General features: G+C 64.6%; 9 protein-coding genes. 7 read left to right on the top strand and 2 right to left on the bottom strand.

The window, feature by feature from the left end; translation table 11 throughout:
• Window positions 1-204: 204 nt before the first annotated feature.
• Complete coding sequence (locus tag V1280_RS07905; RefSeq protein WP_334521350.1) at window positions 205-1,602, top strand: ABC transporter substrate-binding protein; 1,398 nt, start codon at window positions 205-207, stop codon at window positions 1,600-1,602.
• Between the two features lie 116 nt (window positions 1,603-1,718).
• Window positions 1,719-2,651 (top strand): dihydrodipicolinate synthase family protein, encoded by a 933-nt coding sequence (locus tag V1280_RS07900; protein ID WP_334521348.1) that lies wholly within the window; start codon window positions 1,719-1,721, stop codon window positions 2,649-2,651.
• 19 nt (window positions 2,652-2,670) lie between these two features.
• On the opposite strand, the gene V1280_RS07895 is transcribed toward V1280_RS07900, so the two are convergent.
• Together V1280_RS07895 and V1280_RS07890 are read right to left on the bottom strand one after the other, a co-directional pair.
• The gene (locus tag V1280_RS07895) at window positions 2,671-3,906 is read right to left on the bottom strand and encodes a hypothetical protein (RefSeq protein ID WP_334521345.1); all 1,236 of its coding nucleotides are present in this window, start codon (window positions 3,904-3,906) and stop codon (window positions 2,671-2,673) included.
• Between the two features lie 123 nt (window positions 3,907-4,029).
• A complete protein-coding gene (locus tag V1280_RS07890) occupies window positions 4,030-4,314 on the bottom strand; it encodes a DUF3551 domain-containing protein (RefSeq protein ID WP_334521342.1) in 285 nt (94 codons plus the stop codon).
• A 256-nt stretch (window positions 4,315-4,570) separates the two neighbouring features.
• On the opposite strand from V1280_RS07890, the gene V1280_RS07885 reads away from it, so the two are divergent.
• The 5 genes from V1280_RS07885 (at window position 4,571) to V1280_RS07865 (ending at window position 13,482) form a co-directional block, all read left to right on the top strand.
• Window positions 4,571-5,290 carry an outer membrane protein gene (locus V1280_RS07885; RefSeq protein ID WP_334521339.1) on the top strand — a complete coding sequence of 240 codons (720 nt, stop codon included), beginning with the start codon at window positions 4,571-4,573 and terminating at the stop codon, window positions 5,288-5,290.
• Between the two features lie 462 nt (window positions 5,291-5,752).
• Complete coding sequence (dnaE, locus tag V1280_RS07880; protein ID WP_334538229.1) at window positions 5,753-9,256, top strand: DNA polymerase III subunit alpha; 3,504 nt, start codon at window positions 5,753-5,755, stop codon at window positions 9,254-9,256.
• 142 nt (window positions 9,257-9,398) lie between these two features.
• Complete coding sequence (locus tag V1280_RS07875; RefSeq protein ID WP_334521336.1) at window positions 9,399-9,890, top strand: hypothetical protein; 492 nt, start codon at window positions 9,399-9,401, stop codon at window positions 9,888-9,890.
• A 125-nt stretch (window positions 9,891-10,015) separates the two neighbouring features.
• Window positions 10,016-10,756: a carbonic anhydrase gene (locus V1280_RS07870; protein ID WP_334521333.1), complete on the top strand. Its 741-nt coding sequence runs from the start codon at window positions 10,016-10,018 to the stop codon at window positions 10,754-10,756.
• 191 nt (window positions 10,757-10,947) lie between these two features.
• Entirely contained in the window at window positions 10,948-13,482 is a 2,535-nt protein-coding gene (locus V1280_RS07865; RefSeq protein ID WP_334521330.1) for a caspase family protein, read from the top strand.
• The last annotated feature ends 212 nt before the right edge of the window (window positions 13,483-13,694 follow it).

Below are 13,694 nucleotides of genomic sequence, written 5' to 3'. Positions count from 1 at the left end.
GCCGGGGAAGGGCCTCACCTGTTTGGCTGGCGAGATAGCTGATCTGCGCTCAGCGGAATTCACGTCATCTCATTGAAATACAAAAGAAATCGGTGTTTCCGTCGCAATTGACACCATGTATGTAAGCGCTTACAAAACTCGCGGCTCATCGCCATAAACGTAGCGAGCGTTTCGCAGGGAAGCGCCAGGGGAGGACATGCGGGAATGCGGGTCGGTCTGTCGAAAACATTGAACGGCTGCGCGGTCGCAGCCACGCTTCTGCTGAGCTCCTTCGCGGCATCGCCGGCGGCACACGCCGAGGAAAAGCTCGTGGTCTGGTGGAACAAGGGTTTCTATTCGGCCGAAGAAGACGCGCTGCTCCAGGTGATCCACAAATTCGAAGCCAAGACCGGCGTGAAGGTCGAGCTGTCGCAATACGCGACGCAAGACATCATTCCGAAAACCGTCGCCGCACTCGATTCCGGTACGGTGCCTGATGTCGCCTACGCCGACACCTTCAACTTCCAGAGCGTTGGCAAATGGGCCGCGGAAGGCAAGCTCGAGGATCTCGGCTCCGTGCTGACGCCGCTCAAGGACCAGTTCGACAAGACCGCGCTCGATACGGTCTTGCTTCAGAACGAGCAGACCCGGTCCAAGAGCTACTACGCCTTCCCGGTCAAGCAGGCGACGCTGCATCTGCACTACTGGAAAGACATGCTCGAGGAGGGCGGTCTCAAGGAGAGTGACATCCCGAAGGACTGGAAAGGCTTCTGGTCATTCTGGTGCGACAAGGCACAGCCGGCCGTTCGCAAGGCGAGCGGCAAGCGCGTCTATGGCATCGGCCTGCCGATGGGCGTGGACAGCAGCGACAGCCTGATCGGCTTTCTGACCTTCGCCGAGGCCTACAATGTCGTGATGGTCGACGACAGCGGCAAACTGCTGCTCGACGATCCCAAGGTGAAGGCCGGGCTCGTTGCCGCGCTGAAGGATTACACCGATATCTACAAGAAGGGCTGCGTTCCGTCCTCCGCGACGAGCTGGAAGGACGCCGACAACAACGTCGCCTTCCACAACAAGACGACGGTGATGACCTTCAACCCGACCATCTCGATTCCCGGCAAGTGGCTGGATGACTCGACCAACCAGACCCTGACCGCCGAGCAGCGGGACGAAGCCAAGAAGAATTACGAGGAGCGCATCCGGACACTGCCCTGGCCGAGCAAGCCGGACGGTTCGCCGATGCGCACCCGCGCGTCTGTCGTCGTCGGCGTGGTCTTCCAGCAGGCGAAGAACAAGGCGCGGGCCAAGGAGTTCGTGCAGTTTCTGCTGCAGGACGAAAACCTCCAGCCCTACGTCGAAGGCGCGCTGGGCCGCTGGTTCCCGGTGAAGACCGCCGCCGTGAAGTCGGCGTTCTGGAACGGCGACGAGCATCGCAAGATCCTGCGCGACCAGTTCGCAGCCGGCGTCGGTGGCTACGAGATGACGCGGAACTACAAGTTCACCACGGTCAACAACGAGAACGTCTGGGCGAAAGCCACGATCCGTGTGGTGCTCGACAAGGTGCCGCCGGAGCAGGCCGTCGACGAGATGATCGACCGCATCAAGAAGATCGTCAGCGACTAACGACAGGCGTCCGCAGCAGCCCGTGTTGCTGCTGCGGACGCCGACTTGCCTTTGATCTATATTCCCGAACCGGCAGCGAGGCCGCTGCCTCATTCGCCACTGTCTGGAGCTTGCTTGTGACCATCGCGCTGAAGGGCATCATTCCCGTGATGCTGACGCCATTCACCGAGGCGAAGACGATCGACTATTCCGGCCTCGAGAGGCTGATCGAGTGGTATATCGCCAATGGTGCTGATGCATTGTTCGCGGTCGCTCAGTCCAGCGAGATGCAGTTCCTGACGCTTGACGAACGTGTCGAACTGGCGCGGTTTGTCGCCAGGACGGCGGCCGGCCGGCTTCCCGTCATCGCATCCGGCCATATCAGCGAATCCAGGGAAGACCAGCTGACCGAGCTGACGTCGATCGCGAAGACGGGCGTCGATGGATTGGTGCTGGTGACGAACCGTCTTGCTTCGCTCGATCTCGCAGGGACGAATTTCACCGACAATGTGACCTGGCTGCTCGACAGGCTGCCCAGGGACATGACCCTCGGTCTCTATGAATGCCCGGCGCCATTCCGCCGGCTTCTCTCCGACGATGAGCTGGCCTTCTGCGCAGACAGCGGCCGTTTCGCGATTCTCAAGGACGTCTCGTGTGATCTTCCGACTGTGCAGCGCCGCGTCAAGCTGACGAGCGGCTCGCCGCTGCGGATCGTCAACGCCAATGCCGCGATCGCCTTCGACGCGATGAAGTCGGGGGCTCCCGGATTCACCGGTGTGTTCACGAATTTCCACCCCGACCTCTACAAATGGCTGCTGACGCAGCACCAGAGGCACCCGTCGCTGGCGAATGAGCTGTCGGTCTATCTCGCGCTTGCCGCGATGGCGGAGCCGATGGGTTATCCAAAACTGGCCAAGCTCTATCATCAGCGGCTCGGCACGTTTTCCTGTATCGAGAGTCGGGCGGTCGATTTCGACATTCGCGAGCGCTTCTGGGCGCTCGATGCGCTGATCGACAAGATCGTCGAGGGACAGCAGTCGTTCCGCGCGAAGATCGCTGCGGCAGGCTGAGGGTGACGCGCCTGCGGCCCTAGGTGCCGCGACCTGGCAGAGGAACCGATGGCCAGGGACTTTTCGGGGCGGCCGTCGTCGGCGGGCACGCTGTCTCGAGCTGCCTCCACGCCGACGGCAGGCCCGTGGCGTCGATGTCGAATTTTGTCGTGTCTGCCGTTTCGTCCGGCTTCCGCGTGATCTCCCGGACATGCAGGGAGCGGGACGCCATGATCGCTCTGAACTTGCCGAAATCGAGCGAGCCGCTCCACATTTCGTATTTGCCGGCCCGTACCGATAATCCTCCGGCTTCCTCGGTGGGGGCGGCGTCCGCCGACATCATGATTGTGCGTTTGCCGACCGCAGCCTCGTCAATCTCGGCCGCGAACATCAGCGGCACGCGATTCTTGTTGTCGCAATACAGACGCCATTCCATCGTTCGGAACGATGGGCCATTTTCGTTCTTCAGCATTGCGAACTTGCTGACGTAGGGCGTCGTTCCTTTCTCGAGCCGCCACATCGTCTCGGCAAGGGAACGCGTGTCGATGCCGAACCTGTCGAGCTCGGTGCGCGTCAGCACGTGCAGGTTTTCAAACTTCACGGTGTGGATCAGGTCGTCAAGCGCGCGGCTGATCCCCATCGCCGCGATATACGCGGTGCGGTCGCGGTCGGCGGCTGCCGTGCGCCGCTGCCTGAATTCTGCGAGCAACGCGGCAGGCGGATGGCCGTGAATCGCGAAGACGAGCCTGGAGTTATGGACCGCAAGCGCCGCGTCGGGTGCCACCTCGCGCGACGTCGCGCCGAGAAACAGGTAGCCGCAGGCCGAGTTGCACATCGCATGGTAGGTGGTGAGCTCGGCCTCGATCTCGCCGTCTGCGTTCTTCGTCTTCAGGCATGCGGCGTCCACCTGCGTGCCTGCGGCACACGCGGTTACAATGGTCTGGCCGACCCGCGCGACCGCCTTGCGGCTGCGCAACAGCCGCCCGATCACATAGGACTGCTCCACATTGCCGCCGGGCGAATGAAGATAGATCGGGCGCTGCGTGTCCTTGACGCCGGCGAGGAAGCGGCGGACGCGCGATGCCGCGTCATTATCGACCTGGCCCTCGATCGCGATCCAGCGGTCGCAGCCCGGCCCGCATGCGTCGGGGGCCCCTTTGGCAAGGTAGATCGTCAGCCTGGATGCAAATCCTGCTTTCTCGGCCTCCGTCTGTTCTGCACGCAACGCGCCGGGGATCGAGAGCGTGGTCACGAGAAGCAGGATACGGGCAAGCATGGAATGAGCAGACCGGGCAGGGAAGGACACGCGTCAACGTTACAGGATGATGGAACCAGCTACAATTTTCAGTGGCATTCCCGCGTGCCAGAGGCTGGGTCCGCCGCGAGTGGCATTGATCCCTCAATCGACGCGCCGCGAGCGGCGAGGGGCCACCGGTTTCTTCGGCGCGAAGTACGGATTGTCGACGCAGCTTGTGGAGCGGGTGACGGCGAGAGATCTGCACTGTTCCAGCGAGGCGTAGCGGCAATCGTAATAGCTGCTGCGGCCGTAGATCTGCGCGCAGACCGGATAGTCGGGATCATAGGTTTGCGCGCGCACAGGCGCGCTCGCGCCGGACATGAACGCGATTGTGGCGATCGCGCCTGAGAATGTGGCGGCAATGCGGAGAGAAATCGATGCGCGCATTCTTCGATTTTCCGGTCACAGGATTGTGCGCGCGACGTCGTTACGCGCGTTCGCAACGCATGTTGTTCCGATGACATTGGAACTGCTGAAGTCTCTCGTTTCAAAGGGTTTCCGCGCACGCGTCGCTAAACTTTCGTTAATGTAGCGCGGCCCTTTGGCGTGAACTGTTGCGTCGAGGTTACAGCAATTCCGTCGACGGCTGTTATGACGTCGCCATGGCCCGGGGGCCTAACGACGAAACTGGAACGGGATTCAAATGAACAAGAATTTGTTGCTTGCTGCTGTGAGCCTCGTCGCGATCAGCGCGACTGCACCGGCGCTGGCTGCTGACCTCGCCGCGCGGCCTTACACCAAGGCGCCCGCGATGATCGCCACCGTCTATGACTGGAGCGGCTTCTACATCGGCATCAACGGCGGCGGCGCTTCCGCTCACACGACCTGGAATCAGACCGCTCCGCTGGTTGGCGGCGAAGGTTCCCACAACGCCACGGGCGGCACAGTCGGTGGTCAGGTCGGCTACCGCTGGCAGTCGGCACAGTGGGTGTTCGGCGTGGAAGGCCAGGGCAACTGGGCTGACTTCTCCGGCGACAACCTCAGCGCGCTGACCGGCTTCACCGACCGCTCGAAGATCGATTCGTTCGGTCTGCTCACCGGTCAGGTCGGCTACGCCTGGAACAACGTTCTGCTCTACGTGAAGGGCGGTGCGGCTGTGGTCGGCACCAAGAACGAGCTCCGCCTTGCCGGTGCGACCGTTGCTTCGAACAACGACACCCGTTGGGGCGGCACCGTCGGTGCGGGCCTCGAGTTCGGCTTCGCTCCGAACTGGTCGGTTGGCGTCGAGTACAACCACATCTTCCTGTCGGGCAAGGATGTCACCTTCACCGGCTTCCAGACCGACCACATCAAGCAGGACGTCGATATGGGTCTCGTCCGCCTGAACTACAAGTTCGGCGGCCCGATCCTCGCGAAGTACTGAGACTGATCGCTTCGCTAGAAGCGATTGTCGAAAGCCCCGGCCTTGCGCCGGGGCTTTTTTATGGTGTGAATTCAGCGAGTTAACCATTTCATTTTGAAGCGGCCGAGTTTGCTTGACTCCCGAGAACGAAATGAGAACAATGTTCTTCATACGTTCTAGTGATGGAGCAAGTCATGTTCAGGATTTTCGTGGAAGAAGCCGCTGCACTGACGTCGATCGCGCTGTTCGTCGGGATGATCGCGATCTGGGCCCAGGTCATACCGCAGCTCTAGCCGGCCGGGCCCCTTGCTGGACCTCTTGCTAGCCCCTTGCGGAAAAGCGGGATGAGGCGGCTGATCGGCGGCTGCGGCGTGGACTCTGGCGCGGCGACACCCCACCATTGTGAGGCGAGTCGGCCGGGCGATGCAGGGGATGCTGCCGGTGATCGCTCCAACGCATCTCACAAGAGGCCTTCACGCGACCATGCCGAGCGCCGGATTTGTCCACCTTCACGTTCACTCGGCCTATTCGCTGCTCAAGGGCTCGATCAAGATCGCCAAGCTCGCCGAGCTTGCGAAGAAGGATCACCAGCCGGCCTTGGCGCTGACCGACACCGACAACCTGTTCGGTGCGCTGGAATTCTCCGACAAGATGGCGGGTTCCGGGATCCAGCCGATCGTCGGCTGCGAGCTCGCGATCGATTTCGGCGACCAGGACCCCAATGCGCGCAACGCGCTGCCGCCTTCGCGCGTGGTGCTGCTGGCAGCCCAGGAGCGTGGCTATCGCAGCCTGATGCGGCTGAATTCGCGCGCCTTCCTCGAATCGCCCGACAGCCACGCGCCGTTCATCAAGTTCGACTGGTTCATTGGTGAGACCGAGGGCCTGATCGCGCTGACCGGCGGTCCGGACGGGCCGATCTCGCTCGCGCTCGCATTGGGGCAGGCCGAGATTGCGGCCGCGCGCTGCGAGCGTCTCGCCGGGCTGTTCGGCGACCGCCTCTATGTCGAATTGCAGCGCCACAACATCGACAAGGAACGGCGCGTCGAGAGCGGGCTGATCGACATCGCCTATGCCAAAGGCCTGCCGCTGGTTGCGACCAACGAGCCGTATTTCGCATCGACCGACGATTACGAGGCCCATGACGCGCTGCTCTGCATCGCCGGCGGCCGGCTGATCGCGGAGACCGAGCGTGAGCAGCTCACGCCCGATCACCGCTTCAAGACCCGCGCCGAGATGGCGGTGCTGTTTGCCGACATTCCGGAAGCGCTCGCGTCCACAGTGGAGATCGCCGAGCGCTGCTCGTTCCGCCCGATGACGCGCAAGCCGATCCTGCCGTTCTTCACCGTCGGTGCCGCCGCAAGCTCCGATGCCGCCGCGGTCGAGTCGGCCGAGCTGAAACGGCAGGCGGAGGAGGGGCTCGCCAATCGGCTGCGCGTGCACGGCCTGTCGCAGGGCACGACGGACGAAGACTACGCCAAGCGGCTGGCGTTCGAGCTCGACGTCATCATGCGCATGAAATACGCGGGCTACTTCCTGATCGTGTCCGACTTCATCAAATGGGCCAAAGGTCAGGGCATTCCGGTCGGACCGGGCCGCGGCTCCGGCGCAGGCTCGCTGGTGGCGTGGGCGCTGACCATCACCGACCTCGACCCGATCAAGTTCGGCCTGCTGTTCGAGCGCTTCCTCAATCCCGAGCGCGTCTCGATGCCGGATTTCGACATCGACTTCTGCCAGGACCGCCGCGGCGAGGTGATCAAATACGTGCAGGAGCGCTACGGCCGCGATCAGGTCGCGCAGATCATCACCTTCGGTACGCTGCAGGCGCGCGGCGTGCTGCGCGACGTCGGCCGCGTGCTGCAGATGCCCTACGGCCAGGTCGACAAGCTCACCAAGCTGGTGCCGCAGAATCCGGCCGCACCGGTGACGCTGGCGGCTGCGATCGAGAGCGAGCCGAAACTCCAGGCGTTCCGCGACGAAGACCCGGTGGTGGCGCGCGCCTTCGACATCGCCCAGCGCCTCGAAGGTCTGACGCGGCACGCCTCGACGCATGCCGCCGGCATCGTGATCGGCGATCGCCCCTTGAGCGAACTCGTGCCGATGTACCGCGATCCGAAGTCGGACATGCCGGTGACCCAGTTCAACATGAAATGGGTCGAGCCGGCCGGCCTCGTCAAATTCGACTTCCTCGGCCTCAAGACGCTGACCGTGCTCGACGTCGCCTGCAAGCTGCTCAAGCCGCGCGACATCCATGTCGATCTCGCGACGTTGCCGATCGACGATGCCGAGAGCTATCAGATGCTGGCGCGCGGCGAGGTGGTCGGCGTGTTCCAGGTTGAAAGCCAGGGCATGCGGCGGGCGCTGGTCGACATGCGCCCGGACCGTTTCGAGGACATCATCGCACTGGTCGCGCTGTATCGCCCGGGCCCGATGGCGAACATCCCGACCTATTGCTCGCGCAAGCACGGCGACGAGGAGCCGGAATATCTCCATCCCGTGCTCGAGCCGATCCTGAAGGAAACCTTCGGCGTCATCATCTACCAGGAACAGGTGATGCAGATCGCGCAGGTGATGTCGGGCTATTCGCTCGGCGACGCCGACCTGCTGCGCCGCGCCATGGGCAAGAAGATCCGCGCCGAGATGGACAAGCAGCGCGACATCTTCGTCGCGGGTGCGGTGAAGAACGGCGTGCCGAAGGGGCAGGCCGAGACCATCTTCGAGCTCTTGGCGAAATTCGCCGACTACGGCTTCAACAAGAGCCACGCGGCGGCCTATGCGCTGGTGTCCTACCACACCGCCTACATGAAGGCGCATTATCCGGTGGAGTTCATCGCAGCGTCGATGACGCTCGATCTCAACAACACGGACAAGCTCTCCGAATTCCGCTCCGAGGCGCAGCGCCTCGGCATCAAGCTCGAGCCGCCGAACATCAACCGGTCCGGCGCGACCTTCGAGGTCGGCGACAAGGTCATCTACTACGCGCTGGCGGCGCTCAAGGGCGTCGGCATCCAGGCGATCGATCAGATCATCGAGGAGCGGACCAGGCGCGGCCTGTTCACCTCGCTCGCCGACTTCGCCGCGCGCGTCAATCCGCGTGCGATCAACAAGCGCATCATCGAAAGTCTGGCCGCCGCCGGCGCGTTCGACACGCTGGAGCCGAACAGGGCGCGGGTCTTCGCCGGCGCGGACTCGATCCTGGCCGCCTGCCAGCGCGCGCATCAGGCCGAGACCATCGGCCAGAACGACATGTTCGGCATGTCGGCGGACGCGCCGACCATCATGCTGCCGCAGATCGAGCCGTGGCTGCCGGCCGAACGGCTGCGCCGCGAATATGACGCGATCGGCTTCTTCCTGTCGGGCCATCCGCTCGACGATTACGCCACCGTCTTGAAGCGGCTGCGGGTGCAGAGCTGGGCGGAATTTTCGCGCGCGGTGAAGACAGGTGCGACCGCCGGCAAGGTCGCGGCCACCGTGGTGTCGCGCATGGAGCGGCGCACCAAGACCGGCAACAAGATGGGCATCATGGGCCTGTCTGATCCGACCGGCCATTTCGAGGCCGTGCTGTTCTCCGAAGGCCTTGCGCAATATCGCGACGTGCTGGAGCCGGGCGCCGCGGTGCTGCTCCAGCTCGGCGCCGAATTGCAGGGCGAGGATGTCCGCGCCCGCGTGCTGCATGCCGAGCCGCTGGATGACGCCGCCGCCAAGACGCAGAAGGGCCTGCGCATCTTCGTGCGTGATACCAAGCCGCTGGACTCGATCGCCAAGCGCCTGGCCGGACCGGAGGCCGCAGGCGCGAACGGCGCCGCGCCAAAGATCGGCAGCCCCGGCATCGCACCGCGCGGTAACGGCGACGGCGAGGTTTCGCTGGTGATGATGCTCGACCTCGAGACCGAGGTCGAGATGAAGCTGCCCGGCCGCTTCAAGGTCTCGCCGCAGATCGCCGGCGCCATCAAGGCGGTGGCCGGCGTGGTGGATGTGCAGCAGATCTAGTGGCACGCATGATGTTGCGGCTGATTGCATATTTTGCGGCAGTAGCTGTGCCGGACCTGTTGCAACCTGCCGCTGATTCCGGCTAGCCTGCTTCCGGGGAAAATTCGGGGGCGTGATGTTACTGCGTGGGCTGGTGTTGCTCATGGCTGCCGCGTTGCTGTGCGGCTGTGAGACGGCAAGAAGTGGGCTCGACTATTCGGAGACGGTGCGCAAGATCGGGCCGCCCAAGGCCGGGCAGGCGCGCGTCGTCGTGTTTCGCGAGAAGGGTTACGGCGGCATTGGCGATCCGGACTGGGTGTTTTCCCTGGACGGCACGCCGATCAAAGGCCTGAAGACCGGAACATATGTCTATGCCGATCGTCCGGCGGGCCAACACCAATTCGTGGCGGAGGAGGCGGCCCTCGGCGTCACACGCGTGGATTTCTCCGCTCAATCCGGCCAGACCGTGTTCTTCGTGACGCGCATGAGCGCGCGCAAGAGCGCCGTGATCGCAAACGCGAGCACGGGCGTGCTGGGTTGGGGCCTCACGCTGGCTATGACCTCCGGCTACAAGAATCAGGGGCCGCTGGATTTCCTGCCGCTGGACGAACAGGCGGCAAGGACGACCATCGCGGAGCTTAAGCTGGCGGAGTAGGCCAGCCGCGCCGGATGGTTGGCGCCTGCGGATCGACCTTGTAGTCTCGTCACATCATTGCGGGTATGATCGTTGCAATGCGGCGCGTCTGCGAGGACGCGTTCGTTGCGCCGGGAGGGAACGTGATGTGTGACAGGTGCTCTGAATCTGTACATGACAGAATCGCGCCGTCGCGACGATCCGCGCTGCTGCTGACTGCTGCCGCGCTTGGCACCGCCTTGAGCGGCCGGGCCTTCGCCAAGGACAACAAGCCGCCACCCAAACCGCAGAACGTGCTGTCGCCGGATGCGGCGTTGAAGCGGCTGATGGAGGGCAATGTGCGCTATGTCGATGGCGTGTCGCGGCGCCACGATTTCAAGCATGAGCGCGAGGCGCTGGCCGGCGGGCAGAATCCGTTCGCGGCGGTGCTGAGCTGCGCCGACTCGCGCATCGCGCCGGAATACGCCTTCGACACCGGCCGCGGCGATCTCTTTGTCTGCCGCGTCGCCGGCAATTTTGCCGGCACCGAGACCATCGCCAGCCTGGAATATGCGGTTGCCGTGCTCAATACGCCGCTGATCCTCGTGCTCGGCCATGACGCTTGCGGCGCGGTCGATGCGACGCTGAAGGCGCTCAAGGACAACACATCGCCGCCGGGCCACATTCCCTCGCTGGTCGATGCGATCGCGCCGGCCGCGAAAGCTGCGATGCAGCAGGGCGGGGAGGTGCTCGACAAGGCAATCCGGCAGAACGTGATCGACAATGTCGGCAAGCTGAAGTCGGCCGCGCCGATCCTCAATGCAGCCGTGGAACAGGGCAAGCTGAAGATCACCGGCGGCATCTACCGGCTCACCACGGGAACCGTCGATCTGATCGCGCAAGGCTGAAACTCAGGGCTGAAGCTCGAGGCTGAGGTTCATGCAAAAGGGCTGAGGCTTACGCGGAGCTTACGCAAGACATTGGGCTTGGCTGGTGCCATGCCGCCGCCTCAATCCGAGCCTTTCGTTCAACTGCCGTTCAGCCGGCCGCGCGCCTCATGCGGGTTGGCACCTCAACAACAATAACGGGCGAGCAAGCCATGCGCGGGACACACAAGGTCTTCATCTGCCTCCTTCTGCCGATCCTCTTCGTTGCGGGCGCGCTTGGCCCGGTGCGCGCGCAGCAGGCGGAAAAGCGCATCGCGCTCGTGGTCGGCAACGGCGCCTATTCGAAGTCGCCGCTGGCAACCACCGCGAACGATGCCGGTTTGATCGCGCAGACGCTGCAGGCGGCGGGCTTCGACGTGGTCGGCGCGCGCGATCTCGACGGCGACACGCTGCGCAAGAGTCTTCGCGACTTCATCCAGAAGGCGCAGGCCTCAGGCCCCGGCACCGTCGCGATGATCTATCTGGCCGGCTATGGCGTGCAGCTGGCCGGCGAGAACTATTTCATCCCGGTCGATTCCAACATCGCCCGCGATACCGACATTCCGACCGAAGCACTGCGCGTCAGCGACTATGCCCGCCAGCTCGCCGCGATCCCGCTCAAGGCCAACATCGTCGTGCTCGACGCGGCGCGCGCGCAGCCCTTCATCGAGGGCGGCCAGCAGCCGATCGCGAGCGGCCTGGCGCTGGTCGAGCCCGATCCGAACATGCTGATCGCCTTCAACGCCGCGCCCGGCACGGTGGCGCCGGAAGAGCCGGGGCCGTACGGCGTCTATGCGCAATCCCTCGCCGAGATGATCCGCACCGGCGGCTTGTCGCTGCCGGAGGTGTTCGACCGCGTTCGCTTGCGCGTCAACGAGGCCTCGAAGGGCGCGCAGGTACCGTGGGACGACCAGAAGGTCAGCGCGCAATTCGCCTTCTTCGAGCGCGCCCCCGACGCGCCGCCGCCGCAGGCCGCGCCCGACCAGGTCGCCGCGATCCGCGACAAGCCGATCCGCGATCTCGGCGTGCAGGACGCCTATGCGGCCGCGCTCGAGCGCGACACGCTGCCGGCCTATGAGGAATTTCTCGCCGCCTATCCCGGCGATCCTATGGCCAAGCGCGTGATGGCGATCGTGGCGGCGCGCCGCGAGGCGATCACATGGCGGCGGTCCTATCGCGCCGATACGCCGGATGCCTATTGGTCGTATCTGCGCCGCTATCCGCGCGGGCCGCATGCGGGTGACGCGCGTCGGCGCCTGGCGATCCTGACCGCGCCGCTGGAGCCGCCGCCGACCTTCGCGATGATGGACTATGACGTGCCGCCGCCGCCGCCGGCCGAGGTGGTCTATGTCGACCGTCCCGTGCTGTATTTCAGCGATCCGGATTTCGGCTTCGCGCCGCCACCGCCGCCGCCGGTCTATTTCTGCCCGCCGCCGCCGCCGGACTTCGTGGTGCTGGCGCCGCCGCTTGCGGTCGTCGGACTGTTCGTGCTGCCGCAGCCGATGTTCGTGCCGATCCCGGCGTTCTACAGTCCGCCGGTCTATGTCGCGCCGCCGCCGAACAACATCATCTTCAACAACATCCATAACACCACGGTCATCAACACCGTGATCAATCAGCAGCAGCCGGTAACAGCGGCGGGTGATCCAGCCATTACCGCGACTGTGGCAGCATCCGGAAAGCCTGTCGGGGCAACGACGGCTGTGCCGCCGACCGTGGTTCAAAAGGCCGCCTTGATTCGGGACAACAAGGCTCCGGTCCCCAAGACGGTTTCAGTCGATCCGACAACGAAGGCCGGCGCGGCAGCCTTGAAGACTCGGAGCCAAGTCACGACGCCGACCGGCAATGCTGCTGCGGGAAGTCCCGCGGGCGCGCCCGGAACCGGCAATGCCACGACGAAGGGAGCCCCCGGGGCCCCGGTCACCGGCAACGCAACCGCACCCACGGCCGGAGGCAAGGCCAATCCGGCGACGGCTACCGCGCCGAGCACGGCGGATACGAAGGCCGGTCCGCCGGCCGGCCACTCCTTGCCCGTGCCCGGCCAGACCGCGCCCGAGACAAAGGGCGCGTCGCAGACTGGAACGGCGGCCACAGGCACGTCTTCATCGGCGACGAACCCCGTCGGCGGCTCCGGCGCAACCGCCAAACCTGGTAGCAACTCGCAGCCTGCCAACGCCAAACTCACGCCGCAGACGACGCCGTCAAATGCGCCGCCTACCGGAGGAGCGCGTCCGAACGTCCAGGAGCATGCTAACACGGTCAACCCTGCCAATACGGCCAATTCGCCCGTAAAGCCCGGCGAGACCAAGCTGACCCAGCCATCGCCGCCTGCGCAGTCGCGCGCCAACGTGCAGCCGGTCGAGAAGCCTCCTCTGCGCGAGAAGCTGGCGCCGGCGCAGGCCAAGCTGACCGCGCCGCCGCCGGTCCCCCATGTTGCTCCGCCGGCGCCACGGTCCCAGGCCGTCGCGAGGCCAACGCCGCCGCCTCCGCCGCGAGTATCGGCGCCTCCGCCAAGGATGGCCGCGCCTCCGCCGCCGCGCCCGCCGGTTGCAGCCGCTCGGCCCGCGCCGCCGCCCCCCGCGGCCCGGCCGGCACCGCCGCCACCGCCCCGGATGGCGGTAGCACCGCCGCCGCGTCCGGCCCCGCCGCCGCCGCGCCCCGCGGCTCCGGCCCCGAAAAAATGCCCGCCCAACCAGCCAAAGTGCTAGAGCGATTCCCGTTCCGACGGGATCGGAACGGGGCTCTAGCTTCTTGTTTTGACGCGTTTTCTTGATGCGAACCGGTATCCACTTCGCTTGAAAACGCTCTGGAGGGCAGGGCGGAATTGACGGATTGGGCCTTTCGCGGGCGGTAAAAGCCCTGAAAGGCCTTATTTCCTTGCTTCTGGCCGAAATGGCGCTATATAGCGCCGCATCTCACA

The sequence above is a fragment of the Bradyrhizobium sp. AZCC 2230 genome, from assembly GCF_036924495.1.
Classification (GTDB): Bacteria; Pseudomonadota; Alphaproteobacteria; order Rhizobiales; family Xanthobacteraceae; genus Bradyrhizobium; species Bradyrhizobium rifense.
This window is presented reverse-complemented; position numbering and strand designations above follow the sequence as displayed.